Origin of the sequence: Nonomuraea thailandensis (assembly GCF_024172165.1) — a bacterium.
GTDB lineage: Bacteria > Actinomycetota > Actinomycetes > Streptosporangiales > Streptosporangiaceae > Nonomuraea > Nonomuraea thailandensis.
Genome location: NZ_JAMZEB010000002.1, coordinates 7,514,613 through 7,538,629, shown reverse-complemented (window position 1 = coordinate 7,538,629; position 24,017 = coordinate 7,514,613). Strand labels below are relative to the sequence as shown.

Sequence of the window (24,017 nt, the reverse complement as noted above, 5' to 3'; positions counted from 1 at the left end):
ATTCAGTAAAACTTAGTAAGTCTTACTGAGCAAGTCCGATCGTGCCCGCGGCCAGCCGCATGCTGTGCGCGAAGGCGCCGCGCCGGTCCTCGATCGTGTTGTTGAACTGGCCGAACACCTCGAAGCTGACCCATCCGTACAGCGTCGTCCACCCCGTGAGCGCCCGCCAGATCACGTTGTCGGGCACCCCGGGCATGAGATCGCGGAACCCGGTCACGTCCGGCTCCAGCTCGCGCGGCGCCTCCTCCTCCGGCGCGCGCACCGCGCCCGCCTTCCAGGCGTCGGACATGAGGCGGCCCAGCACGGCCACGTCGCGGATGCGGGCCTCGACCGTGTCCTGCGGCGCCTGGTAGCCGGGGACGGGGGAGCCGTAGATCAGCGCGTACTCGTGGGGGTGCGCCACCCCCCACTCGCGTACGGCGTGACAGACCGCCAGCCATCGCCCGAGGTGGTCCTCGCGGGCGGCCTCGGCCTCGGTGCGTTCGACGGCCTCGCCGAGCGCGTTGTAGCCGTCGATGATCAGTGCGGTGAGCAGGTCGTCGCGGCTCGGGAAGTAGCGGTAGATGGCCGAGGAGACCATGCCCATCTCCCGTGCCACCGCCCGCAGCGACAGGCCGCCGGCCCCGTCGGTGGCGAGCTGGCGTCGCGCGATGTCGGTGATCTCTTTGGTGAGCTCGGCCCTGACGCGTTCTCTGGCTGTGCGGCTGGCTGTCATGGACAACAGATTACCAGAGCGGTGCAAAGAAACGAGAGCACTGCTCTTGACGACTGGTGCTCTTTTGAGAGAGCATTGCTCTCGTAAGCGGAACACCCCTCACCCGGAGGCCCCCGATGCTCGCCCTTGCCAAGAACGCCAACGCGTTGCTGATGTTCCTCCTGGAGCTCGGCGTGCTGGCCTCGGTCGCCTACTGGGGCTTCACGGTCAGCCCCAACTGGGGCGTCAAGCTGCTGGCGGGGCTCGGCGGCCCGGCGCTGTTCATCGCGGCGTGGGCCCTGTTCGGAGCGGGCGGCGGCGCGAACGCCACGTACCCGCTCACCGGCCTGGCCCGTGCCGCGCTGGAGATCCTCTGGTTCGGCGGCGGCGCCCTGGCGCTCCACGCCTCGGGGCTGATCACTTCCGCCGTCGTCTTCTCCGCACTCTTCATCCTCAATGCGGTTCTCCGCATCGTCTGGAACGAGGTCTGATCATGGGTAAGCATGTCGTCGTGGGTTCGGGTCAGGTCGGCGCGCATCTGGCCGGCAAGCTCCTCACCCAGGGACACGAGGTCGTCGTCGTGACCCGGTCGGGGGGCGGCCCGGCGGGCGCGGTCAAGGTGGCCGCCGACGTCGCGGACCAGGCCCGGCTGATCGAGGTCACCCGGGGCGCCGACGTCCTGTACAACTGCGTCAACCCCAAGTACCACCGCTGGCTCACCGACTGGCCGCCGATGGCCGCGTCGTTCCTGGCCGCCGCGCAGGCGAGCGGCGCCGTGTACGTGATGCTCGGCAACCTCTACCCGTACGGGCCCGTCACGGGCCCGATGACCGAGGACCTGCCGCTCTCCTCCCCGAATCCCAAGTTCCGGGTACGCGCCCAGATGTGGGCCGACGCGCTGGCCGCGCACGAGGCCGGCCGGATCAGGGCCACCGAGATCCGCGGCTCCGACTACTACGGGCCCGGCGCCAGCGACCAGTCCTACCTGGGCGACCGCTTCACCGTGCCGCTCAGGGCGGGCAAGCCGATCATGTCGCCCTGGCCGGTCGACATGCCGCACAGCTTCACGTACCTGCCGGACGTGGCCGACACCATGATCACAGCCGGTGCGGACGAGCGGGCCTGGGGCAGGCCGTGGCACGTGCCCACCGCCGAGCCGCTGACCTTCCGCCAGATGGCGCAGCGCATGGCGGCCGTCGTGGGCGCGCCCGCGCCCCGGGTGCGGGCGATGCCGTGGCCGCTGGTGCGGGCGGCCGGGCTGTTCTCGCCCATGCTGGGCGAGCTGCGGCACGTCCGCTACCAGTTCACCGCGCCGTACGTGCTCGACTCCTCGGCCTTCCAGCGTACGTTCGGCGCCGCGCCTACCCCGGTCGACACGGCGCTCAAGGCTACGCTCGACGGATGAAGATAGCCATGATCGGTCTGGGTGACATCGCGGAGAAGGCCTACCTTCCCGTGCTGGCCGCCCAGCCCGCTCTCGACCTGCACCTCTGCACCCGCAACGAGGCCCGGCTGCACCGGCTCGGCGACGCCTACCGCATCGCCACCCGGTCCACGACCGTGGACGAGGTGATCAAGGCGGGGGTGGACGCGGCGTTCGTGCACGCGGCCACCGAAGCCCATCCCGAGATCGTCGAGCCGCTGCTCAGCGCCGGGATCCACGTCTACGTCGACAAGCCGATCGCCTACACCCTGGCGGAGTCCGAGCAGCTCGTCCGCCTCGCGGAGGCGGAGGGCAGGTCCCTGATGGTCGGCTTCAACCGCCGCCACGCCCCCGGGTACGCCGAGCTGGCAGCCCTTCCCCGGCACCTCGTCCTCATGGAGAAGCACCGGCACAACCTGCCCGACCACCCGCGCCGGGCGATCTTCGACGACTTCATCCACGTGGCCGACACGCTCAGGTTCCTCGCGCCCGGCCCGGTCACCGGCACCACCATCAGGACGCGCGTCAGGGACGGCCTCGTCGAGCACATCGTCCTGGAGCTGTCGGGCGACGGCTTCACCGCCATCGGCATCATGAACCGGATGAGCGGCGCCGCCGAGGAGAGCTGCGCGGCCATGGGCGACGGCGTCAAGCGGCGGGTGGTCAACCTCGGCGACGTCCTCGACTACCAGGGCGGCGAGACCCTCTCCCGGCGGCCCGACTGGGTGCCGGTGGCCGCCCAGCGCGGGATCGAGCAGATCTGCCTGGAGTTCCTGTCCGCGGTGCGCGACGGGCGCCGCCTCGACGCCGCCGACGCGCTGGCCACCCACGCCCTGTGCGAGGAGATCGTCCGCCACGCGACCGAGACCGGGCAGCCGCAGGTGAGCGGCTGAGAAGGGACGGCGTCAGCCGGTCGGCCTGAGCCGCATCTCCCGGTCGGCCCTGGCGAACATCCGGTCGAAGGGCCTTCCCCCCAGCCGGGTCAGCACGGTGTAGCCCTTGTCGTCGCTCAGCGGGCTGGACGACGACACGACGCCCGCCACCGCCCCGCCGTACAGGGCGGGGCCGCCGCTGCCACCAGCCGCGGCGTGGCAGTTGCGCGTGACCATCAGCCCGGGCCCCTCGGAGATCCCCTCGACCGCGTCCCCCACGCAGCGGTACATCCTCGTGCCCGGATACCCCCGGCCGGCCGGGTAGCCGAGCAGTTCGAGCCCGCGCAGCCCGGTGCCCCTGCTGGTGCGCACCGCCGACAACCCCCGCCCGGTGACCGACTCCAGCGGCCGCCTGCCGCCGGCGACGCCGACCAGCCCCACGTCGTACGGCAGCAGCTCCGACGAGTACGGCTCGTTGCGCCACCGGGCCGGCACCCACGCCCGCACGACCGGCCAGACCCCCAGCGGCGGCCGCCCCCGGTCGAACCCCGGCAGGAAAGCCAGATGCTTGAGCAGCCGCCCGTTGTGATAGAGGCAGTGCGCGGCCGTCAGCACCAGGCTGCGGCTGCGCGAGCCGATCACCGTGCCACCGCACAGCACGTCCGTCTTGGCGACAGGATCGCGGCCGAGCAGCACCCCGGTCAGCCGCCGCGCCCCCGTGTAGGGGCGCGGGACCGGCGCGTAGCCCAGGCGGTCGCCGTCGGGGGTGAGCACACGGGGAACGGGGACGTTACGTTGGGACACCTCGGCGACGGCGGCTGGATCGAGCAGGACGAGAGACAGGGCCAACCTGAGCACCCTGCCACTGTAGGCCGAAGATGATCAGTCCTCTGACCTGCGACATGAGGGTTTACTAACTCGTGTACTGGGAACCCAGCGCCCGTAGCCGGGCGTGCGCCGACTCGTAGACGCCCGCCGCCTCGCCGAGATACGCCTTGGGCAGCTTGGCGACCATCGTGTAGTTGGTGTCGCACACGTTCCCGACGGGCGCCTGGCCGGCCTGGCTCACGAGCTGGTAGGCGTCCAGCGTGTCCAGCCCGGTCAGCTCGGAGGTCCAGGTGACCAGGTCGTGCTGGCTGATCCGGTACGCGTCCTCCAGCGGCCTGGCCGACCCCGTGGACATCAGGTGCAGGTCGTCCTCCAGGCGCGGCCACGGCGTGGCCACCCCCTTGATCAGCTCGACCGCGACCACGGTGTTCATGGCCGACTCCACCGCCGTCCCGCACACCTCGCCGTGCCCCTGCAGCCCGTGGCCGTCGCCGATCGAGAACATCCCGCCCTCGACGTTGACGCCCAGGTAGACGGTGACGCCGGCGCGCAGCTCGGGGGTGTCCATGTTGCCGCCGTGCGCGTCGGGCGTGATCGTCATGCGGGCCTCGTTCGCGGCGGGGGCCACGCCGACCGTGCCGTGCATGGGGTCGAGGGGCAGCGCGACGCTGAAGTCGCTGTTGCGGGCGTGGTAGACGGCGACGTTCTTGTCGAGGTCGATGTCGTAGCGCCAGACCCGCTCCTCCAGCGGCGGCTGCAGCATGGCCGTGGTGTGCGTGCCGGTCAGCGCGCCGAAGTGCGGGAACGTCGTGGAGACCGCCCAGTCCCTGGCCGGGGTGATGGTGATGAAGTGCAGGGCCAGCGTGTCGCCCGGCTCGGCGCCCTCGACGTGGAAGGGCCCGGTCACGGGGTTCAGGTAGGGGAACTCGCACACCCGCGACGGCAGGTCGTCCACGGTCCGGACACGCCCGCCGAAGCAGTCCTCGGTGTAGAGCTCCAGGATCGTGCCCGGGCGCACCTTGCCGACGGCCGCCCGGCCGCCGAAGGTGTAGCTCAGCTCCTCCGGCTCGGGACGGAAGGAGACGACGTTCATTTGACCTCCGTGGGAAGGACGGGCCTGCGGCCCATCAGGTACGAGCCGCCGAGGACGAGCAGGCCGAGGGCCAGCCAGATGCCGCCGACCCACTGGGCCGCGACGTTCTGGTTGATCACGACGGCCACCAGGACGGCGAAGCCGATCACGGGCGCGACCAGGTGCGCCCAGTAGTTGCGGCTGCGCTGCCTGATCAGATAGTGGACGACCACGGCGACGTGCAGCAACAGGAAGGCGCTCATGGCGCCGAAGTTGACCAGCGAGGCCAGTTCGCCGATGCCGTTCTCCCTGGTGCTCATGTAGATGCCGAGGATCAGCGAGATGGCGGCGACGGCGAAGGTGGCGTTGACCGGCACCCGGTGCTTGGGGTCCACGGCCGCCAGGAAGCGCGGCAGTTGCCGGTCCCTGGCCATCGCGAACAGCAGGCGCGAGGTGGCGGCCTGTGCGACCAGCGAGTTGGCGAAGCCCCAGGCGATGGCGGTGGCCACGGCGGTGAGCACCGACAGCCACTGTCCGCCGGCGAACGCGGCGGTGTCGTAGAACGCGCTGCCCGCCGCGTCACCCTCGGCGATCAGCTTGGCGCGGTTGGGCGTGAGCAGCGCCGCCACCCACGTCTGCACCACGAACAGCACGGCCGCCACCGCCAGCGCGGCCACCATGGAGCGGCCGAGCCGCCGGGCGTCCTCGCGGTTCTCCTCGGCCAGGGTGGAGATGCCGTCGAAGCCGAGGAAGGACAGCACGGCCACCGACGCGGCGGCGAGCACCAGGCTCCATGTGAAGGAGGAGGAGTCGAAGAGCGGGGTGAGGAAGCCCGCCTGGGCCTTGCCCTGGGCCAGCGCGACGCCGCCGACCACGAGGAAGATCGCCAGCACGGCCAGCTCGGCGACCAGCATGATGCGGGTGATCCTGGCCGTCATCTGGATGCCCAGGTAGTTGACGATCGTGTTGAGCAACACGAAGATCACCAGCCAGCCCCATACGGGGATCAGCGGCACGAACGAGTTCATGGCCGCGCTGGCCACCAGGTAGAGCAGCGACGGCACCAGCACGTAGTCCAGCAGGATCGCCCAGCCGGCGATGAAACCCACAGGGGCGGCGATGCCGCGTCCCGCATAGGTGTAGACCGACCCGGCCATCGGGAACGCCCGGGCCATCTGCGCGTACGACAGCGCGGTGAACGCCATCGCCACCAGGCCGATCACGTAGGCGAGTGCCACCATCCCGTGGGAGACGGCGAAGACGTTGCCGAAGATCCCGAACGGTGCGATCGGCACCATGAAGATCAAGCCATAGATCATCAGATCGGCGAAGCCGAGGGAGCGCTTTAGCTCCTGGCGGTAGCCGAACTGCTCGACGCTGCTCATGTACGGCTCCTAGTGCTTGGGGGGCGATTGGCACCTTAGAGCCAAAGCTTTCTACTGAAAAGGTTTCTCCAGAAAGAAGTCCAGGCCATCGGCCCTGCCGAGGTGCACGGGCTGGCGCACCTGCCGGCCGAGCAGCGTGAGCGTGCCGCGGGCGCTGGTGATCGTGGTGCCGTCGGCGACGGCGTCGAGCTCGGGCACCGCCAGCGACCCGGCCCGCGCGCACAGGGCCGCCAGCATCGCCACGGCCTCGTAGCAGCCGTGGCCGTGGGCGTTCAGCATGGGGGCGTCGTCGCCGAACCTGGCGGCGTACCGCTGGGAGAAGTCGAGGCTGGCCGGGGTGGGCAGGTCGCGGAAGTAGCCCATGGACGCGTACAGCTCGCCGGTCGCGTCGCCGCCGATGCCCAGCAGGCCGTGCTCCTCCAGCGCCCCGCACAGCCGGGCCGCCCGCAGCCCCGACGAGGCGAACGCCCGGTTGAAGGCCACCAGGTCGCTGCCGATCAGCGTCAGCAGGATGGCGTCGGGGCGGGCGTCGGCCACCCGGCCCAGCCAGCTCACGGCCTCGCCGTACCGGACGAAACGCTCGCCCACCACCGTGGCGCCGGCCGCGCGCAGCCGCCTTCGGGCGCTGGCGTGCACCAGGCGCGGCCAGATGTAGTCGTTGCCCAGCAGGTACCAGCGGCGGGCCCGGCGCGGGCCCGCCAGCCGCTCGATGCCGGGCGCGAGCTGACGGTCGGGGGTCTCGCCGAGGAAGTAGACGCCCGGCGCCCGGCCGCCGCCCTCGTACGGCGGCGCGTACACGAACGGCACCCGCCCCGCGATCGCCGCCACCACCGCCACCCGGACGTCGCTCGTGTGCGCGCCCGCCACGGCCTGCACCGTGCCCGACCCGACGAGCCCGGCCACCTCGGCCGCGACCTGCGCGGCGGGCCGCCCGCCGTCGATCAGCACCAGCTCGACCGGCCGGCCCAGCACCCCGCCCCTGGCGTTGGCCTCCTCGGCCGCCAGCACGGCGCAGTTGATCGCACACGGGCCCATCAGGCCGAGCACCCCGGACACGGGGACGATCAGGGCGATCCTGATCGAGCCGGAAGGGAGGAGCCGCGCTTCGAGAGGATCGACGGTCGCCGCCACGCCGACGAGTATCCTCCCTTCTAGCTCCCCGTCGAAAGGACCTCACCATGACGACCTCTGGGCTCGGGTCCTCACTCGCCTACCTGCTCAGCCGTGCGGAGCGCGACGTCAACCGGGGGCTGGCGGCGGTGCTCGCCGGGGAGGACGTGACGGTCGAGCAGTGGCGGATCATGCGGGCGCTGGCCGACGGGCGGGGCGAGTCGATGGGCGAGCTGGCCGAGGCCGTGCTGATGCCGCATCCGACGCTGACCAAGGCGGTGGACCGGCTGATCGACCGGGCGCTGGTGTACCGGGGGCCGGCGAAGGGGGATCGGCGCAGGGTGGCCGTCTTCGTCTCGGGGCGGGGCGCCGAGCTGCTGGCCCGGGTGGACGGGGCCGTGGCGGAGCAGCAGGCGGTGATCGCGCTGGCGTTCGGGCGGGAGCGGACCGAGCGGTTGATGCGCGACCTGGAGAGCCTGGTGGAGGCCCTCGACTACGCCGAGCTGCGCCTGTGAGCCGCGCGCCTGTAGGCCGCTCGTGCCTCGTGGGCCGCTCGCCGGCTCAGCCCCGGTCGCGCTTCTTGGCGGTGTCCGCCCAGACCAGCGCCACCACCCCGGCCAGCGCCACCCCCAGGTAGGCGGGCAGGGGCAGCTCCACGAGCCGGTGCAGGAACCCCCACTCGCGGTCGAACCACATCCGGCCGATGAACCCGCCGAGCCCCTGGATGATGGCGATCACGGCGACGACGTTGATGATCCCTCTCATGCGTCCACGATCGCGCGGCGGGGCCCGCCCCGGCATCGAACCTTGGGCGAGCCCCGTGCTACTTAAGTCGCGCTCACGGGTAGAGGCCACGCATCTGGTGCGCCTCGGCCACCCGGCCCACGCCGAGCACGTGCGCGGCCTGCCGCAGCGTCAGGCCGCGCTCCGCGGCCAGCGACGTGACCTCGGAGAAGGCGCCGAGCATGAGGTCGCGCAGCTTGAGCTCGATCTCGCCCGAGCTCCACGCGTACGCCTGCATGTTCTGCACCCACTCCAGGTACGACACGATCACCCCGCCCGCGTTGGCCAGGATGTCGGGCACCACCGTGGTCCCGTTCGCGGCGAGGATCGTGTCCGCCTCGGGCGTGGTGGGGCCGTTGGCGCCCTCGACGATCAGGCGGGCGCGGATCCTGGGCGCGTTGGCCTCGGTGATCACGCCTTCGAGCGCGGCCGGGACGAGCACGTCCACGTCCAGCTCGAACAGGTCGTCGTGGGACAGCGCGTCGGCGTGGTGGAAGCCCCGCACGCCGCCGGTCTCGGCCGCGTACGCGCGCAGCCGCGCCACGTCCAGGCCGCCGGCGGAGTACACCGCCCCCGTGACGTCGGACACCGCCACGACCTTGCACCCGGCGTCGGACAGGTACTGCGCGGCCAGCGCGCCCACCTTCCCGAAGCCCTGCACGGCGACGGTCACGCCCTCGGGCGAGCGGCCGAGCGCGGCCAGCGCCGCGATCTGCACGCCGCGCGAGGTGGCGCCGGTGCGGCCGAGCGAGCCGCCCAGCGTCGTCGGCTTGCCGGTGACGACCCCGGGCACCGAGTAGCCGGCGCTGACGCTGTAGGTGTCCATGACCCAGGCCATGGTCTGCTCGTCGGTGCCGACGTCGGGCGCCGGGATGTCCTTCTCCGGGCCGATGAGCGGCAGGATCTCGCTGACGTAGCGGCGGGTCAGCCGCTCCAGCTCCCGGGTGGTGAGCCCGGCCGGGTCCACGGCCACGCCGCCCTTGGCGCCGCCGTACGGGATGCCGACCAGCGCGCACTTCCACGTCATCCACATGGCCAGGGCGGTGACCTCGTGGATGTCGGTGCCGGGATGAAAGCGCAGGCCGCCCTTGGCGGGGCCGCGCGAGACGTTGTGCTGGACGCGGAAGCCCTGGACGACGTCCAGGCGGCCGTCCTCGCGCCGCACCGGGACCGAGACGGTCAGTGAGCGGCGGGGCGTGGCCAGCATCGTGCGGAGCCCGTCGTCGAGCCCGAGATGCGCGGCGGCCTGGTCGAGTTGGTGGAGAGCGGAGTCGAGGGCCTGGCGGCCCGGGGTGATCAGGGCCGGCGTCGTTGACGGCACCATGATGCTCATGGAAGAAGTTCCTCCCGGTATGTACGCCCTATTTGTGGAGAAAGCGCCGTTGCCTTCCCCTTTTGGGCGTTGTTGTCACGATCATCCTAGAGCGAGGGGTTTGACGTTGCCTAGATTTGGTAGAAATCCAAGCCGTTGATCGGGGTGCTGTGGACCGTGCCACTCTGGCAGGCTTGCGGAGCGAGAGTGTGACGGTCCGACGAATTGAGGAGTGGAATGCCCGCACTGGTGGTGGGGCCGATGCTGAGATATGTCGACTCGGACAGCGCCTCGATCTGGGTGGAGACCGCCGAGCCCTGCACGGTCACCGTGGAGGCGGACGGCAGGTCTTACCGGTCGCCTACCTTCACCGTGCACGGACACCACTACGCGATCGTGGATCTCGTCGAGTTGTCCCAGGATATCGCGTCGTACTCGGTCACGCTCGACGGGGAGCAGGTATGGCCCATGGCGGGTCGCCCGCCGAGCCGGATCCGGCTGCTGCCGCCCGAGGGGGTGCGCAAGCTCGCGTTCGGCTCGTGCCGCACCAGCGTGCCCCACGACGCCGCCACCGTGCGCACGCACGGCGACGACGTCCTGCGCGCCTTCGGCGAGCACCTGCCGGAGGCGGGCGAGGAGGAGTGGCCGGACCTGCTGCTGCTCCTCGGCGACCAGGTCTACGCCGACAACCCCTCGTCCGACATGCTCGCCTACATCCGCTCCCGCAGGAGCACCGAGCCGCAGGGCGAGATCGCCGACTTCGAGGAGTACGCCGAGCTCTACCGCCAGGCGTGGACCGAGACGGAGATCCGCTGGCTGCTGTCCACCGTGCCGACCGCGATGATCTTCGACGACCACGACCTGCGCGACGACTGGAACACCTCCCAGCCCTGGCGCGAGCAGATGGCCAGAACACCGTGGTGGCGGCACCGGGTGGTGTCGGGCCTCGGGGCGTACTGGGTCTACCAGCACCTGGGCAACCTCTCGCCCGCCGAGCGGGCCGAGGACGAGCTCCTGGCCAAGCTGATGGCCGGAGACGGCGGGGCGGCGCTCGACGAGTTCGCCGAGCGGGCCGACGTCGAGCCGAGCAGCAACCGCTGGAGCTACGCCCGCGACCTCGGCCCCGCCCGCCTGATCATGGTCGACACCCGCTGCGCCAGGCAGCTCACGCCCGGCGACCGGCGCATGCTCGACCCGGGGGAGTGGGCGTGGCTGGAGGAGCAGGTGCGCCGGCCCGCCGAGCGGCTGATCATCGGCTCGTCGATCCCGTTCATGCTCCCCGAGGGCGTCCACGGCGTGCAGAACTGGAACGAGGCCCTGTGCGACGGCAAGTGGGGCCCGTTCGTGCGCCGGTGGTCCGAGACGTTGCGCCAGGCCATCGACCTGGAGCACTGGGCGGCGTTCCGGCGCTCGTTCGACGACCTGGCCAAGCTGCTGATCGGGCTGGGCAAGCCGGTGCTGATCCTGTCGGGCGACGTGCACTACTCCTACCTGGCCAGGGCCGACAGGGGCCCGGTCTTCCAGATCGTCTGCTCGCCCATCCGCAACCCGCTCAGCCGGCTGCTGCGCTGGGCCAACGTCTTCACCCAGTTCTCGATCGCCACCCTGGTCGGCAGCCTGCTGGCACGGCTGGCGGGCGTCCCGCGCCCGCCGTTCCGCTGGAAGATCACCAAGGGGCCCCTGTTCCAGAACGCGCTGGCCACGCTCACCCTGCCCGACGAGGTCACCTGGTACGGCTCCACCGGCGAAGTGGTCAAACCGCTCGACACCACCCGCCTACGCTGAACCGCATGCACGACGACACCTACGCCCCGGCCGTCCCCTTCTACGACCTCTGGCACGCGGACGGCCACGTGCCCGTGGTCCGCGAGCTCCTGCCGCCGCTGCTGGCGGGCGTGCGGCGCAGCGTCGTCGAGATCGGCGCGGGCACCGGCCTGATCACCGAGCTGCTCGTCCGCGTGACCCCCGCCGAGATCCACGCCGTCGAGCCGTCGCTCGGCATGCGCTCCGTGCTCGTCTCCCGCCTGGCCACCGACCCGGAGGCGCTGCGCCGGGTGACGGTGCTGCCGTGCGGGGCGCTGGACGTCGAGCTGGACGAGCCGGCCGAGGCCGTCGTGATGATCTCGGTGCTGCAGAGCTTCGCCGCCGCCGAGCGGGCCGCGCTGTGGCGGGTGCTGGGCGGGCAGCTGGAGCCGGGCGGGCGGCTGGTGTTCAACTGGCGCGACCGCGCCCCGGCCGTGCCGGGAGAGCTCCGGGTCATGGGCTCCTACCAGGTCGGCAGGCACGCGTACGAGGTCGCCGGGCAGGTGCTGGAGGCCGAGGGGGAGCGTGTCACCTCGCGGTTCCGGTACCGGATCAGGCGGCGCGGCGAGGTGATCGGCCAGGACGAGCTGGTCACCACCGCTCACTGGCCCGCGGGCGACGTGCTGGTGGCGGAGCTGAAGGAGGCCGGGTTCGAGCCGGGACAGGCCCCGGACGGCATGCAGGTGTGGCGGATGCCGAAATAGTGGGAACCGGCCTCTGACGTGCGGCCAACAACAGGGTGACCGCACGAGAGAGGACCGGCCACGTGGTGGGAGTTCAGGATGTGCCTGACACGCTCGACGACTCGACGCTGATCGCCCGTTCGATCGGCGCGCCCGAGAGCTTCGCGGCGCTGTTCGACCGGCACGCCGACGAGATCCACAGGTACGCCGCCCGGCGGCTCGGGGCCGAGCTGGCCGACGACGTGACCGGCGAGGTGTTCCTGGTGGCCTTCCGCGGCCGGGCCCGCTACGACCGCTCGTGGCCCGACGCCCGCCCCTGGCTGTACGGGATCGCGACCAGGGTCGTCTCCCAGCACCGCAGGGCGGAGCGGCGGCGTACCGCGGCCATGGCCAGGGTGAGCGCGGAGCGCCCGGGCACGTTCGACGACCGCAGCGCCGACCGGGTCACCGCCGAGCAGCTCCAGCCCCGCCTGGCCAGGGCGCTGACCCGGCTCAGCGCGGCGGAGCGCGATCTGCTGCTGCTGGTGGCCTGGGCGGACCTGACCTACGAGGAGGCGGCGCTCGCGCTCGGCGTGCCCGTCGGCACCGTCCGGTCCCGGTTGCACAGGCTCCGCGTCAAGGTACGCAGGGCGCTCGGCGGCACCGACCCCTTCGCAGAGGAGCCCCAGCATGGATGACGAGATTCGCGCGTTCGCAGAGGGACGGCCGGAGGCGCCGCCGTACGGGGCCGAGGCCAGGGCCCGGGCACGGGAGCGGCTGCTGGCGGAGGCGCGGGGCGGCCGCCGCTTTCGCCTGCCGGGCCTGGGCCGGCAGGCGGCGGCCGCGTTCGGGGTGACGGTGGTGCTGGTGGGCGGCGTCGCCGTGGCCCTGTCGGACCAGGGGGCGGGCCCCGGCCCGGCCGCCTCGGCGACGCAGTCGGCCCAGGTGGCGCCCGGCGAGCTCGATCCGCGCCCCGGCCAGTTCATCGTGGTCGAGTCCGAGACGATGTACGGGTCCTTCACCCTGGGCGCCGACGGCAAGGAGGCGTCGCGGCACCTCTACCGCTCGCACAGGAAGATCTGGCAGTCGGTGGACGGGAGCGCGAACGGCCTGCTGATGAGGCAGGCCCGCGAGCCGCGGCCGTGGCCCGGCGAGGAGCTGCCCGAGGCCGAGCAGACGGGCTGGCAGGGCACCTCCTGGGACACGCTCGCCGCCTGCCCCGGCAGCCTGGGCGAGCACCGCACCGACTACGCCTACCTGAGCACCCTCCCCGCGGACCCCGCCGCCCTGCGCGAGCGCCTCTACCGGCTGGGCGGCAAGGGCCAGGACCCGGACCACTCGGCGCTCGACCGCGCCCGCGGCCTGCTCACCGAGACCTACCTGCCCAGAGCGCAGCGTCAGGCGCTGTTCGAGGCGGTCAAGACGATCCCCGGCGTCCGGGTCCGGCAGGGGGTCGAGGACGCGGCCGGACGCGAGGGCGTGGCGCTGGCCAGGCGAGGAGGCGCGCTGGGGACCGAGACGCAGCTCATCTTCGACCCGGAGACGTTCATGTACCTGGGTGAGCGGGAGGAGGTCGTCGAGGAGGGCAAGGGCGCGGCGGCGCCGAAGGGCGGGATCCTGGCGTTGACGGCGCAGCTCAGCGTGTCGGTGGTGGACCGGCTGCCGGCGGAGGCCGCCCGGGCGCACGGGGAGGCCACCTGCATGCCGGAATCCAGCGCGCCACCGCGGTCCCCGGCCCCCGCGACCCCGACGGCCACCGCCTCCCCTGCACCGGACGCGCCCGCGGAGATCGCCTCCCCTGCACCGGACGCGCCGACGGAGATGGCCTCACCGGCGCCCGGCGCGCCGACGGAGAGCATGTCACCGGCGCCCGGCGCCCCGGCGGAGACGGCGTCACCGGTGCCCGGGGCCCCGACGGCCAGCGCGGTGCCGGAGTCGCCCGTCGCGGACCTGCCGGCGGCCGGCCCCGTGCCGGCGGTTACGGATTGACCACGCGGACGGTCAAGTGAGCGCCGTAACGGCGCGCGACCCCGTGAACCGGAGGAGCGTCTCCCTGGACAGGGCCCAGCCACGCGCGGTGGGTGGGCCCTGCTCCGCGGAGCCGTGAGATCATGCGGATCTGAGCTCGTACAGGGCGTCGGCGAGCTGCGAGATCGCCCAGAGGAGATCCTCCTCGGAGACCACGATCGGCGGCGCCAGCCGGATCGTGGAGCCGTGCGTGTCCTTCGCCAGCACGCCGCGCTTCAGCAGCGCCTTCGACACCTCACGCCCCGTCCCGATCGACGGGTCGATGTCCACCCCGGCCCACAGGCCGCGCCCGCGCACCTCCAGCACGCCCTGGCCGATCAGCTCGCGCAGCTTGCCGTGCAGCACCTCGCCGAGCTTCGTGGCGCGGGCCTGGAACTCGCCGGTGTTGAGGATCTCGATGACCGCGTTCGCCACCGCGCAGGCCAGCGGGTTCCCGCCGAACGTGGACCCGTGCTGCCCCGGGTGGATGATCCCGAGGACGTCGCGGTCGGCGGCGATGGCCGACACCGGCACCACCCCGCCGCCCAGCGCCTTGCCCAGCACGTAGATGTCCGGCACGACCCCTTCGTAGTCGCACGCGAACGTCTGCCCCGTGCGCCCGAGCCCCGACTGCACCTCGTCGGCGATCATCAGGATGCCCTCGGCGGAGCACAGCGCCCGCAGCTCGCTCAGGTACCCGTCCGGCGGCACCAGCACCCCGGCCTCGCCCTGGATCGGCTCGACCAGCACGGCCACCGTGTTCGCGTCCACGGCCGCCCGCACCGCCTCGATCGAGGCGTACGGGACGATCCGGAAGCCCGGCGTGTACGGCCCGAAGTTGTCATGCGCCTCCGGGTCGGTGGAGAAGCTGACGATCGTCGTGGTGCGGCCGTGGAAGTTGCCCTCCATCACGATGATGTTGGCCTGCTCGGGCTCGACGCCCTTGACCTCGTAGCCCCACTTGCGCGCCACCTTGACGGCGGTCTCGACGGCCTCGGCGCCGGTGTTCATGGGCAGGATCATGTCCTTGCCCGTGAGGTCGCCGAGCCCGGTGCAGAACTGCGCGAACTGGTCGTGGTAGAAGGCGCGGCTGGTCAGCGTGAGGCGTTCGAGCTGCTCCTTCGCCGCTTCGATGATCTTCGGATGGCCGTGGCCGAAGTTGAGCGAGGAGTAGCCGGACAGGCAGTCCAGGTATCTCTTGCCGTCGACGTCGGTGACCCAGGCGCCGTGCGCCTCGTGGATCACCACCGGCAGCGGATGGTAGTTGTGCGCACTGCGGCGCTCGCTCACTTCGATCAGCTCTGCGCTGGTGGTCATGATCAGTTCTCCCCCCTGATCTCCAGTGTGCAGCACTTGGGCCCGCCGCCCGCCTTACGCAGCTCCGACAGATCGACCGGGATGACCTCGTACCCGCGACGCTTGAGCTCCAACTGCAGGTCGGACGCCTCGGCGTTGATGATCACGTTCTTGCCGTCGCTGACCGCGTTGAGCCCGAGCACCTCGGCGTCGCGCGCGTTCGCGATGACCGCGTCCGGGAACATGCGGCGCAGCACCGCGAGGCTGCCCGGCGAGAACGCCTCCGGGTAGTAGGCGACGTTGCGGCCGTCGAGCGGGAACAGCGCCGTGTCCAGGTGGTAGAAGCGCGGGTCCACCAGCGTCAGCGAGATCACCGGCCGGCCCAGGTACTCCTGCGCCTCCTGGTGGGCGACCACGTCCGTGCGGAAGCCGGTGCCGGCCAGGATGACGTCGTCGAGCGTGAGGAAGTCGCCCTCGCCCTCGTTCACGTGCGCCGGCTCCAGCGTCGGGTAGCCGCGCTCGGCGAACCAGCGCAGGTAGGCGGGGCCCTCGGGGCCGCGCTGCGGGTAGGCGAAGCGGGCGCCGTACGCGCGGCCGCCCACGACGAGGGCGCCGTTCGCGGCGAAGACCATGTCGGGCAGGCCGTCGATCGGGTCGATCAGGCTGACCTGGTGACCGAGCTCCTCGTACGCCGCCTTCAGGCCCTCCCACTGCCGGACCGCCAGGTCGCGGTCCGCGCCGGCCTCGGGATGCATCCACGGATTGATCGCGTACTCGACCGTGAAGTACTCAGGGCGGCACATGAGGAAGTGTTTGGGCATGCAGCACTCCATCGGCTGTTAAGCAGGGAAAACCCCCATCTCAGGGGCTGAGGACAGCCTAGGAATGTGTGTTTGCGCAGGCCAGGGGTTGACATTGCGTGTTCGCGCGGGTCTGTTGCGTCTTTCAGCTCGGGGTGGCGGATGTGTTGCGCGCCTCCGGCACGGCGGCGCCCGGAGGTGTGTCCACCAGCCTCGACAGCACGATGGAGCTCTTGGTCCGCACCACGAACGCCATCGCCGCGATGCGCTCGATCACCCGCTCCACGTGCCGCACGTCCGTCGCCCTGATGTGCAGCAGCGCGTCCGCCTCGCCCGTGATCGTGGCCGCCGCCACCACTTCGGGGAACCTGGTCACGGCCAGCGCGATGTCCGACGGCTTGGTCTTGCCCTGGCAGAACAGCTCGACGTAGGCCTCGGTCGTCCAGCCGAGCGCCTGCGGCGACACCCGCGCGCTGAACCCCGTGATCGCCCCCGTCTCGCGGAGCCGGTCCACCCGCCGCTTCACCGCCGACGCGCTCAGCCCCACCTGGTGCCCGATGTCGGCGTAGGTCTGGCGGGCGTCGTCGACGAGGGCGGCGATGATGTCACGATCGAGCTGGTCCAGTTCCACGGGCTCTGTATACCGCCTGGCCAGTCTGGCGCGCGACGAGCGGCGCGCGGGAGACTGGGCCGGACAGCAGTTACCGAAAGGCATTCGCCAGCATGAGCATCACGAGCTTCCCCGAGGGTTTCGTGTGGGGAGTTTCGACGTCGGCTTTCCAGATCGAGGGGGCCACGACCGCCGACGGTCGTCTCCCGTCCATCTGGGACACCTTTTCCGCCGACCGCGCGGAGGCGTGCGACCATTACCACCGGTATCCCGAAGACGTGCGGCTGATGAAAGAGCTGGGAATGGCCGCCTACCGGTTCTCGGTGAGCTGGGCGCGGATCTTTCCCGAGGGGCGGGGCAAGCCCAACGCGGCCGGCCTCGACTTCTACGACCGGCTGCTCGACGAGGTGGCCGGCGCGGGCATCACCCCCTATGCCACGCTCTATCACTGGGACCTGCCGCAGGCGCTGGAGGACGACGGCGGCTGGCCGTCCCGCGACACCGCCGCGCGTTTCGCCGAGTACGCCGCCGCCGTGCACGAGCGGCTCGGCGACCGGGTGGACACCTGGTTCACGCTGAACGAGCCGTGGGTGGCGGCGTTCCTCGGCTACGGCTCCGGCGTCCACGCGCCCGGCCGCAAGTCGGCCGCCGACGCCTTCCGCAGCGCCCACCACATGCTGCTCGGCCACGGCCTGGCCGCCCAGGCGCTGCGCGCGGGCGGGGCCGCGAAGGTCGGCATCGTGCTCAACATCTCGCCCGTCATGACGCCCGCGCAGGTGAGCGACTTCGGCAGGGAGCTGTCGGAGGAGGACACCGCGGCCGTGGCCAGGATCGACGCGCTGGCCAACCGGCAGTTCCTGGAGCCGGCGCTGCGCGGCGCGTACCCGGCCGAGCTGCTGCCCGTCATCGAGCGCCACGCCGGGCTCGATCACGTCCACGACGGCGATCTGGAGACCATCGCCCAGCCCGTCGATCTGCTCGGCGTCAACTACTACACCCCGCTGGTCGTCCAGGCGCAGCCCAGCGAGCCCGCCGACCCGGCGTATCCCGGCAGCGAGGGCATCCTCTTCTGCACCATTCCGACGGCGGTCACCGCCATGGGCTGGCCGATCGTGCCGAATTGCCTCGCCCTGCTCCTCGGGCGCATTTCCCGGGACTATCCCGGCCTCGATCTGATGGTCACCGAGAACGGCGCCGACTTCGTGGACGTGGTGACCGGCGACGGCATTCACGACGTCGACCGGATCAGTTTCATCGAGGAGCACCTGCGCGCCCTGCGCGCGGCCATCGACGACGGCGCCCCGGTGCGCGGATATCTCGTCTGGACGTTGCTCGACAATCTCGAATGGTCCGACGGCTACCAGCGCAAGTTCGGCCTCGTGCACGTGGACTTCGCCACCCAGCGGCGGCGGATGAAGGACAGCGCGCTGTGGTACCGCGACGTCATCCGGCGCAACGGGCTGGCCGAGACGCGGACCCGCAGGCCGACGCTGGAGACGGTGGCCGCCCGCGCGGGCGTCTCCAGGGCGACGGTCTCCCGGGTCGTCAACGGCGAGTCGTCCGTGAGCCCCGAGGTCAGGGCCGCGGTCATGCGGGCCGTCAAGGAGCTCGGCTACGTGCCCAACCTGGCCGCGCGCAGCCTCGTCACCCGCCGCACCAACGCGGTCGCCCTGGTCCTGTCCGTCCCCCGGCAGGGCGGCGACGCGCTCACCTCCGCCGTCGTCCAGTACGTGACGAGCCTGCTGGAGGGCGCAGGCAAGCAGATCACGCTCATGCTCGCCGACACGGCCGAGAGCCACCGGCGCATCGCCGCGCACGTCGAGGCCCGGCTGGCCGACGGGGTCGTGCTGCTGCCGCCCGACCGGGGCGACACGCTGGCCGAGCGCCTGTCCCGCACGGAGGTGCCGCTCGTGCTGCTGGGCAAGCCGCCGATCGCGTCGCTGGTGCCGTACGTGGACGTGGACAACACGGGCGGCGCCGCGGCGGCCACCGAGCACCTGCTCGCCCGCGGGCGGCGCCGCATCGGCATGGTGTGCGGCCCCATGGACCTGGTCACCGTCCAGGACCGGCTGGCCGGCCACCGGGCGGCGCTCCAGCGGGCGGGCCTGACGCCGCACCTCGCGCCCGCCGACGACCTCACCCGCGCCGCGGGCGCCGCCGCCGCTCATCGGCTCCTGACGGACACGCCGTCGCTCGACGCCGTCTTCGCCGCCACCGACCAGCTCGCCATCGGCGCCCTGGAGGCGGCCCGCGAGCTCGGCCGGCGGGTGCCCGAGGACCTGGCGATCGTCGGCTTCGACGACGTGGACGCCGCCTCGGCCACCACCCCGGCGCTCACCACCGTGCGGGTCCCCGTCGCCGAGCAGGCGCTGGCGCTGGCCCGGCTGCTGCTGTCCCGCCTGGAGGGCCGCCACACGACGTCCGTGGTGCTGCCCACCCGGCTCGTCGTGCGCGACTCGACCTAGAGCTGCTGCTGCTCGAACAGGTGCGGGAAGACCTTGGAGACCTTGGAGAGCAGGTACTCGCCGTAGGTGCCGGTGAAGTCCACCTGGCCGTCCCAGCGGCGCCCGGGGGCGTAGGGGAGGGGCGGGACCTCGCTGTCCCAGCCGGGGTCGAAGAAGAACGGGTAGCTGAGGCGCTCGTTGCCGCTGCGGTTGCGTACGCGGTGCGGGGTGGAGCGGTACCGGCCGCCGGTGAGCTTGTCGAGCATGTCGCCGATGTTGCACACGAACGTGCCCGGCACCGGGGGCGCCTCGATCCAGCCCGTGCCCGTACGGACCTGGAGGCCGCCGTTGTCGTCCTGGAGGAGCAGGGTCAGCAGCCCGTAGTCGGTGTGCTCGCCGACGCCCCAGGTGTCGGGGTCGTCGGCAGGCCCGGGCGGATAGTGAAATATCCGGAAGAGGATGGTGGGGTTGGCCGTGTAGCCCGTGCGGAAGTAGTCCTCCGCCAGCCCCAGGCTCAGCGCGATGCCGCCCATCACGGCCTGCCCGACGCCCGTCATCGCGCGCAGGTACTCCAGCACCGCCTCGCGCAGCTCGGGCACCTGGGCCGGGAACAGGTTCGGCCCGTGCAGCGGCACGGCGCCCGGCGGCTCCTCGGCCCCGAAGTAGACGCCCTCCTTCAGGTCGGGCCGCCCCGAGGTCAGCTCGCCGCCCACGGGGAAGAACCCGCGCCAGGCCCGCCCGCCCCGCGCCATCGCGATCTCGTTCTTGACGGGCTCGGGCAGCGCGAAGAAGCGCCTGCTCGCCGCGTCGAGCCGGTCGACGAGCGCCGGCGGCACGCCGTGGCCCGAGACGTAGAAGAAGCCGTGCTCCCGGCAGGCGGCGCCGATCGCGTCGGCGACGGCCCGCCTTCCCTGGCCCGCGGTGAGGAGCGGGGCGATGTCGATCACCGGCAATTCGCTCATCGCACCATTGTTCCCCCGAAACGCCCGGGCGAGGGGTTCCGCGCCCGGGCGTGCCGCTGATCAAGCTGATCAGGCTGATCAGGAGGTGGAGAAGGTGAACCAGTTGACGTTGACGAAGTCGGCCGGCTGCCCCGAGGAGAAGGTCAGGTACACCGTGTGCGTGCCCGTCACCCCGGAGACGTTCGCCGGGATCGTGCGCCAGCTCTGCCAGCCGCCCGTGCTCGCCAGGGCGAAGTCGCCGATCGGCGGGGCCGTCGGGCTGTCGAGGCGGACCTGCACCAGCCCGCTCACCCCGGCCGCCGCGCCGGAGGCCACTCTGGCCCTGAACTGCGTGGCGGGCGTGGAGCCGAAGTCGACCCCGTCGTAGCGCAGCCAGTCGCCGTTGGTGATCGCTCCGACGTTCTGGCCGCCGCCCGAGTCGGTGGTGGTCTCGACGATGGTGCCCGACTGGCCCTGGTAGCGCTCGGCCTGGATGGTGGAGCGGGCGTCGACGCCGCCCGGCGGGTCGGTGGGGGGCGGCGTGGTGCCGGTGCCACTCTGCCAGACGGCCACGTAGTCGACCATCATCGGCCGTCCGGGAACGGTGGCCGCGGTCGGCGTCTGGCCGGCCAGGGCGTTCGGGAAGGCGCCGCCCATGGCCACGTTGAGCAGCAGGAAGTAGCCTGCGTGCCCGGTCATGTTGTTCCAGGTCGTGGCGTCGAACTGCGACTGGTTGACGCCGTGGAACTGCTGCCCGTCCACGTACCAGCGCAGCTGGTTGGGGCTGACGCTGCGGTCCCACTCGAAGCGGTAGGTGTGGTAGGCCGACTGGCAGGTCGAGCCGGGGCAGGCGCGGCTGGCGCCGAGGCCGGTGGTCTCGTTGCAGGGGCCGCCCGGGTTGACGCCGCAGTGCAGCACGCCCCAGACGGAGTTGATGCCGTTGACGTTCTCCATGATGTCGAACTCGCCGATCGCCGGCCAGTTCCAGTAGTTGCCCCGGTAGGGCGCCCCGAGCGCCCAGAACGCCGGCCAGTAGCCGAGCGCGGCGTTGCCGGTCACGTTCGGCATCTGCAGGCGGCTCTCGATGCGCAGGATGCGCCCGTCGGCGGGCTTGAAGTCGGCGCGCCTGGTCTCGATGCGCGCCGAGGTCCACTCGCCGGACGAGCTGCGCAGCGGCGTGATGCGCAGGTTGCCGGAGCCGTCGAGGCTCAGGTTGGCGGTGCTGGAGGTGTAGTTCTGGACCTCGCCGGTGCCCCAGTTGGCCGGGCCGCCGGGGTACGAGTGGCCGGTGTCGATGATCCAGTTGCTCGACGAGGGCAGGGTGTTGGCGGAGCCGTTGAAGTCGTCGGACCAGACGAGGGACCAGCCCGAAGGAGTGGGCGGGACGCTGGCCGAGGCGCTGACGGCCAGGTTGACGAGCAGGCCGCTGAGCGCGACTAGTGCCGCGGCCACGGCCGCCAGGCGGCGCCGGTGCCGGATCGCTGTTGTCATGACTCTCTCCCGGGGGTGCCTGAGCGCTGGAGAGAGCGCTCTCTCACGATCTGAGCACAGCGTTTACCGCCTGTCAAGGAAGGTTACAAGCGTGCTGGAGAGCGCTCTCGAACCGGGTTCCGGCGAAAAAACACGGCGCCGCACGGATGTGCGGCGCCGTACGGGGAGAGGGAGAACTCAGCCCTTCTCCGCCTCTCCCGTCGCCTGCTCCAGGGCGTCCTCGGGGGAGGCTTCCAGGTCCTGCTCGGCGTCGGCGCCCGCCTGGGCGGAAGCCTTGTCCAGGCGCACCCAGCTCGTCACGCTCTCCACCGCGAACAGCACGAACAGGTACGCCGTCAGCACCGCCAGCACCGGCGTCAGCACGCCGAGCGCCGCGCCGACGCCGATGACCAGCAGCCGCAGCTCCCAGCCGAGCCCGGCCCGGAACACCCAGGCGGGCGGCCAGATGCTCTGCCGCGTGCGGTAGACGGTGTCGTAGGTGTGGTAGCCGACGACGTACACCAGCACGAACAGCAGCCACTTCGGCGCCTCGGCCGCCAGGCCGATCGCGATGATGGTGAAGAACTCGGCCGCGCGCAGCAGCGGCGGGGTGAGCCAGTCGAAGCGGCCCAGGTGGTCGCGCGGCGTCGTGGGCAGCACCAGCAGCAGCACGATCGCCACGGGCAGGAGGAGGATGGGGCCGCCGGAGTCGAGCAGCCCCGCGACCGTGACACCGACCACGGCGAGCAGGGCCACGAGCGTGGCGGGCACGGGGGGCAGGCCGGCGCCGATCCTGCCGGACAGGGCGTGGCCGAGCGGGCCGTCGTCGCGGTAGGCGACGAGGCGGGCGGTCTGGATGCGGCGGCGCTCCTCGTCGGGGTCCGGCGTGGGGGTGGCCATGGCCTGCGGCTGGGTGATCATACGAGCGACCTCATGAGGCGTCCGGTGAGGGTGTAGGCGGCGGCGACGGAGCCCCAGATCACGAGGGTGATGAAGGTGATCCGGGCGTCGAAGAGGGCGGCGGTGATCGCGATGGCCGCGAAACGCTCGCCGATGGGGAAGACGATCATCTTACGCGCCCAGTGGACCGCACGGTACTTTCCGGCCTTCGTCCACATCTTCAGCACGCCGCGCAGGCCCTGGCTGCGCTCCGCCTTGCGGGCGGTCAGCTTCTGGCGCAGGTCGCGGTCGTCGGGGGCGTCCAGCGGGGTGGTGGGCAGCGGGGCGGGGGGTTTGCGGCGGTTGGCGACGCCGAAGGAGAAGTCGAGCAGGTGGCGTACGGACTGCAGGCCGAGCGCGGCCAGCGCCAGGATCCAGATCTCGTCGCCGTTGCCGGAGACCACCCAGCCGACGGCCAGGCCCGCGAAGACGACGTACTCCTTGAACCGGTCGAACGTCGCGTCCAGCCATGCCCCCAGCACGCCGAACTTGCGGGCGTAACGGGCGACCTGCCCGTCCACGCAGTCGAAGACGAAGGCGAAGTAGATCAGCACGCCGCCCAGCACCATCCAGGGCCGCTCGCCGGTGGCGAAGCAGGCGGCCGCGGCCACGCCGAGCACGATCGAGATCAGCGTCACCTGGTTGGGCGTCAGCCCGCGGCGGGCGGCCCAGCGGGCGATGTAGCGCGAGTAGGTGGAGACGAAGAACGTGGTGAAGAAGCCGTCGGCGCCCTTGACGGCGTTGTTGAGCCGGGCGCGGTCCTCGTTCATCCCGGCCATCTCGGCGCCGGCCTCGTTGATCTCCTCCTGGGTGGTGACCCGGCGGTAGAACAGGTCGCGGCGGCCGCGGATGCCGACCGACACGCCGTTGCGCACCAGGCCGAACACCATGAGCTGGACGAGGTCGTCGTCGGCGCCGAACCGGTCGGCCATGGCCGCGAGCTCGCGGCAGGTCTCCGCGAGCCTCGGCGCGTTGCGCGCGCTGATGTGCAACGGGCCGAGCACCACGGCGTTGGGCCTGGTCACGGCGTGGCTCGCGGTGCCCACCGAGACCACGCGCGACTTGCCGATGCGGACGCGCACGGGCAGGCCCTCGACGCGGTTCATGCCGATCTCGGGGTCGGCCTCGTCGATGGGGATGCGGTCCTCGACGGCGTTGTCCTCGGGACCGTTCTCCTCCAGGCCGTTGTCCTCCGTCACCCCCACCCGCGGCTCTTTCGCGACGAGCGCCAGCGCACCGCGCTTGGACTTGGTGATCTGGTAGATCAGCTCGTCGTGGACGACAGAGTTCTCAGGGATGATGAACAGGCTCTCCGTTGCTTGCTCGGCGACGTCGGCCAGGGCGCGCAGGGCGGTCGCGACGTCGTCCGTCGGGATCGTGGCGAAGCGCGGATCCATGGAGGCGAGCTGGCTGCGCAGCCGTTCGGACACAGTGGGATTGCCGGAAAGCGCGGCCAGCCTCAGGCCGGTCGGAGAGATGTCGGGGCCGGGCGAGGCGCCCAGCAGGACCACGCGGGTCATGACTCCCTTTCGAGGCGGTAGCGGGGGGTTGAACAACGGGTAATGC

The 24,017-nt window shown here is 71.7% G+C and carries 23 protein-coding genes; 9 read left to right on the top strand and 14 right to left on the bottom strand.

All coding sequences use genetic code 11. The features are described from left to right. Positions 1 to 22: 22 nt before the first annotated feature. Positions 23 to 715 carry a TetR/AcrR family transcriptional regulator gene (locus tag HD597_RS38345; RefSeq protein ID WP_253748905.1) on the bottom strand — a complete coding sequence of 231 codons (693 nt, stop codon included), beginning with the start codon at positions 713 to 715 and terminating at the stop codon, positions 23 to 25. 116 nt (positions 716 to 831) lie between these two features. Between HD597_RS38345 and HD597_RS38340 the strand changes: the two genes are divergently transcribed. From HD597_RS38340 to HD597_RS38330, 3 genes are read left to right on the top strand one after another with little or no spacing between them, the layout of a single operon-like run. Further along, a complete protein-coding gene (locus HD597_RS38340) occupies positions 832 to 1,185 on the top strand; it encodes a YrdB family protein (RefSeq protein WP_253748903.1) in 354 nt (117 codons plus the stop codon). Between the two features lie 2 nt (positions 1,186 to 1,187). Beyond that, positions 1,188 to 2,099: an NAD-dependent epimerase/dehydratase family protein gene (locus HD597_RS38335; RefSeq protein WP_253748901.1), complete on the top strand. Its 912-nt coding sequence runs from the start codon at positions 1,188 to 1,190 to the stop codon at positions 2,097 to 2,099. After that, a complete protein-coding gene (locus HD597_RS38330) occupies positions 2,096 to 3,010 on the top strand; it encodes a Gfo/Idh/MocA family protein (RefSeq protein ID WP_253748899.1) in 915 nt (304 codons plus the stop codon). The genes HD597_RS38335 and HD597_RS38330 overlap by 4 nt, the downstream gene beginning before the upstream one ends. Before the next feature lie 12 nt (positions 3,011 to 3,022). Here the strand turns inward: HD597_RS38330 and HD597_RS38325 are convergent, their stop codons facing one another. Genes HD597_RS38325 through HD597_RS38310 form a run of 4 tightly spaced genes read right to left on the bottom strand, consistent with a single transcriptional unit; the run spans position 3,023 to position 7,405 of the window. Further along, positions 3,023 to 3,847 carry a trypsin-like serine peptidase gene (locus HD597_RS38325; protein ID WP_253748897.1) on the bottom strand — a complete coding sequence of 275 codons (825 nt, stop codon included), beginning with the start codon at positions 3,845 to 3,847 and terminating at the stop codon, positions 3,023 to 3,025. A 55-nt stretch (positions 3,848 to 3,902) separates the two neighbouring features. Further along, on the bottom strand, positions 3,903 to 4,910 hold the full coding sequence (locus HD597_RS38320) for an acetamidase/formamidase family protein (protein ID WP_253748894.1): 1,008 nt from the start codon (positions 4,908 to 4,910) through the stop codon (positions 3,903 to 3,905). Further along, entirely contained in the window at positions 4,907 to 6,274 is a 1,368-nt protein-coding gene (locus HD597_RS38315; protein ID WP_253748892.1) for an APC family permease, read from the bottom strand. The genes HD597_RS38320 and HD597_RS38315 overlap by 4 nt, the downstream gene beginning before the upstream one ends. A gap of 51 nt (positions 6,275 to 6,325) precedes the next feature. After that, positions 6,326 to 7,405 (bottom strand): substrate-binding domain-containing protein, encoded by a 1,080-nt coding sequence (locus HD597_RS38310; protein WP_253748889.1) that lies wholly within the window; start codon positions 7,403 to 7,405, stop codon positions 6,326 to 6,328. Positions 7,406 to 7,452: 47 nt separating this feature from the next. Between HD597_RS38310 and HD597_RS38305 the strand changes: the two genes are divergently transcribed. Continuing rightward, the gene (locus HD597_RS38305) at positions 7,453 to 7,899 is read left to right on the top strand and encodes a MarR family winged helix-turn-helix transcriptional regulator (RefSeq protein ID WP_253748887.1); all 447 of its coding nucleotides are present in this window, start codon (positions 7,453 to 7,455) and stop codon (positions 7,897 to 7,899) included. A 46-nt stretch (positions 7,900 to 7,945) separates the two neighbouring features. Here the strand turns inward: HD597_RS38305 and HD597_RS38300 are convergent, their stop codons facing one another. Both HD597_RS38300 and HD597_RS38295 read right to left on the bottom strand, forming a co-directional pair. After that, entirely contained in the window at positions 7,946 to 8,149 is a 204-nt protein-coding gene (locus tag HD597_RS38300; protein WP_253748885.1) for a hypothetical protein, read from the bottom strand. 73 nt (positions 8,150 to 8,222) lie between these two features. Next, positions 8,223 to 9,500, bottom strand: a complete 1,278-nt coding sequence (locus tag HD597_RS38295; protein WP_253748883.1) for a Glu/Leu/Phe/Val family dehydrogenase — start codon at positions 9,498 to 9,500, stop codon at positions 8,223 to 8,225. Positions 9,501 to 9,716: 216 nt separating this feature from the next. Here HD597_RS38295 and HD597_RS38290 point away from each other — a divergent pair, with 216 nt between their 5' ends. From HD597_RS38290 to HD597_RS38275, 4 genes are all read left to right on the top strand, one after another. Further along, positions 9,717 to 11,264 carry an alkaline phosphatase D family protein gene (locus tag HD597_RS38290; RefSeq protein ID WP_253748881.1) on the top strand — a complete coding sequence of 516 codons (1,548 nt, stop codon included), beginning with the start codon at positions 9,717 to 9,719 and terminating at the stop codon, positions 11,262 to 11,264. A gap of 5 nt (positions 11,265 to 11,269) precedes the next feature. Next, positions 11,270 to 11,986, top strand: a complete 717-nt coding sequence (locus HD597_RS38285; protein ID WP_253748879.1) for a class I SAM-dependent methyltransferase — start codon at positions 11,270 to 11,272, stop codon at positions 11,984 to 11,986. A gap of 80 nt (positions 11,987 to 12,066) precedes the next feature. Further along, positions 12,067 to 12,642: an RNA polymerase sigma factor gene (locus HD597_RS38280; protein ID WP_253748877.1), complete on the top strand. Its 576-nt coding sequence runs from the start codon at positions 12,067 to 12,069 to the stop codon at positions 12,640 to 12,642. Further along, entirely contained in the window at positions 12,635 to 13,933 is a 1,299-nt protein-coding gene (locus HD597_RS38275; protein ID WP_253748875.1) for a CU044_5270 family protein, read from the top strand. Before HD597_RS38280 ends, HD597_RS38275 begins: the two co-directional genes overlap by 8 nt. 120 nt (positions 13,934 to 14,053) lie before the next feature. On the opposite strand, the gene rocD is transcribed toward HD597_RS38275, so the two are convergent. The 3 genes from rocD to HD597_RS38260 all read right to left on the bottom strand — a co-directional run bounded on the left by rocD (position 14,054) and on the right by HD597_RS38260 (position 16,678). Beyond that, complete coding sequence (rocD, locus tag HD597_RS38270; protein ID WP_253748873.1) at positions 14,054 to 15,268, bottom strand: ornithine--oxo-acid transaminase; 1,215 nt, start codon at positions 15,266 to 15,268, stop codon at positions 14,054 to 14,056. A gap of 2 nt (positions 15,269 to 15,270) precedes the next feature. Further along, positions 15,271 to 16,068, bottom strand: coding sequence for a dimethylargininase (ddaH, locus tag HD597_RS38265; RefSeq protein WP_253748872.1), 798 nt, complete (start codon positions 16,066 to 16,068; stop codon positions 15,271 to 15,273). A gap of 124 nt (positions 16,069 to 16,192) precedes the next feature. Next, entirely contained in the window at positions 16,193 to 16,678 is a 486-nt protein-coding gene (locus HD597_RS38260) for an Lrp/AsnC family transcriptional regulator (RefSeq protein ID WP_253748870.1), read from the bottom strand. Between the two features lie 92 nt (positions 16,679 to 16,770). On the opposite strand from HD597_RS38260, the gene HD597_RS66160 reads away from it, so the two are divergent. Further along, on the top strand, positions 16,771 to 19,122 hold the full coding sequence (locus HD597_RS66160) for a GH1 family beta-glucosidase (protein WP_308210771.1): 2,352 nt from the start codon (positions 16,771 to 16,773) through the stop codon (positions 19,120 to 19,122). Here the strand turns inward: HD597_RS66160 and HD597_RS38245 are convergent. The 4 genes from HD597_RS38245 to HD597_RS38230 form a co-directional block, all read right to left on the bottom strand. Beyond that, the gene (locus tag HD597_RS38245; protein ID WP_253748868.1) at positions 19,119 to 20,063 is read right to left on the bottom strand and encodes an isopenicillin N synthase family dioxygenase; all 945 of its coding nucleotides are present in this window, start codon (positions 20,061 to 20,063) and stop codon (positions 19,119 to 19,121) included. The two genes, HD597_RS66160 and HD597_RS38245, sit on opposite strands and share 4 nt — an antisense overlap. 78 nt (positions 20,064 to 20,141) lie before the next feature. Next, positions 20,142 to 21,533, bottom strand: coding sequence for a glycoside hydrolase family 16 protein (locus HD597_RS38240; protein ID WP_253748866.1), 1,392 nt, complete (start codon positions 21,531 to 21,533; stop codon positions 20,142 to 20,144). 177 nt (positions 21,534 to 21,710) lie between these two features. After that, entirely contained in the window at positions 21,711 to 22,433 is a 723-nt protein-coding gene (locus HD597_RS38235) for a DUF5941 domain-containing protein (RefSeq protein ID WP_253748863.1), read from the bottom strand. Then, positions 22,430 to 23,971, bottom strand: a complete 1,542-nt coding sequence (locus HD597_RS38230) for a CDP-alcohol phosphatidyltransferase family protein (protein WP_253748861.1) — start codon at positions 23,969 to 23,971, stop codon at positions 22,430 to 22,432. The genes HD597_RS38235 and HD597_RS38230 overlap by 4 nt, the downstream gene beginning before the upstream one ends. Positions 23,972 to 24,017 lie beyond the last annotated feature (46 nt).

Coding starts and splice junctions, on each gene's coding strand:
- rocD (WP_253748873.1), bottom strand. CDS start 15,268: ATGACCACCAGCGCAGAGCTGATCGAAGTGAGCGAGCGCCGCAGTGCG.
- ddaH (WP_253748872.1), bottom strand. CDS start 16,068: ATGCCCAAACACTTCCTCATGTGCCGCCCTGAGTACTTCACGGTCGAG.
- HD597_RS38235 (WP_253748863.1), bottom strand. CDS start 22,433: ATGATCACCCAGCCGCAGGCCATGGCCACCCCCACGCCGGACCCCGAC.
- HD597_RS38315 (WP_253748892.1), bottom strand. CDS start 6,274: ATGAGCAGCGTCGAGCAGTTCGGCTACCGCCAGGAGCTAAAGCGCTCC.
- HD597_RS38305 (WP_253748887.1), top strand. CDS start 7,453: ATGACGACCTCTGGGCTCGGGTCCTCACTCGCCTACCTGCTCAGCCGT.
- HD597_RS38275 (WP_253748875.1), top strand. CDS start 12,635: ATGGATGACGAGATTCGCGCGTTCGCAGAGGGACGGCCGGAGGCGCCG.
- HD597_RS38295 (WP_253748883.1), bottom strand. CDS start 9,500: ATGAGCATCATGGTGCCGTCAACGACGCCGGCCCTGATCACCCCGGGC.
- HD597_RS38285 (WP_253748879.1), top strand. CDS start 11,270: ATGCACGACGACACCTACGCCCCGGCCGTCCCCTTCTACGACCTCTGG.
- HD597_RS38245 (WP_253748868.1), bottom strand. CDS start 20,063: ATGAGCGAATTGCCGGTGATCGACATCGCCCCGCTCCTCACCGCGGGC.
- HD597_RS38335 (WP_253748901.1), top strand. CDS start 1,188: ATGGGTAAGCATGTCGTCGTGGGTTCGGGTCAGGTCGGCGCGCATCTG.
- HD597_RS38240 (WP_253748866.1), bottom strand. CDS start 21,533: ATGACAACAGCGATCCGGCACCGGCGCCGCCTGGCGGCCGTGGCCGCG.
- HD597_RS38330 (WP_253748899.1), top strand. CDS start 2,096: ATGAAGATAGCCATGATCGGTCTGGGTGACATCGCGGAGAAGGCCTAC.
- HD597_RS38320 (WP_253748894.1), bottom strand. CDS start 4,910: ATGAACGTCGTCTCCTTCCGTCCCGAGCCGGAGGAGCTGAGCTACACC.
- HD597_RS38345 (WP_253748905.1), bottom strand. CDS start 715: ATGACAGCCAGCCGCACAGCCAGAGAACGCGTCAGGGCCGAGCTCACC.
- HD597_RS38300 (WP_253748885.1), bottom strand. CDS start 8,149: ATGAGAGGGATCATCAACGTCGTCGCCGTGATCGCCATCATCCAGGGG.
- HD597_RS38340 (WP_253748903.1), top strand. CDS start 832: ATGCTCGCCCTTGCCAAGAACGCCAACGCGTTGCTGATGTTCCTCCTG.
- HD597_RS66160 (WP_308210771.1), top strand. CDS start 16,771: ATGAGCATCACGAGCTTCCCCGAGGGTTTCGTGTGGGGAGTTTCGACG.
- HD597_RS38290 (WP_253748881.1), top strand. CDS start 9,717: ATGCCCGCACTGGTGGTGGGGCCGATGCTGAGATATGTCGACTCGGAC.
- HD597_RS38230 (WP_253748861.1), bottom strand. CDS start 23,971: ATGACCCGCGTGGTCCTGCTGGGCGCCTCGCCCGGCCCCGACATCTCT.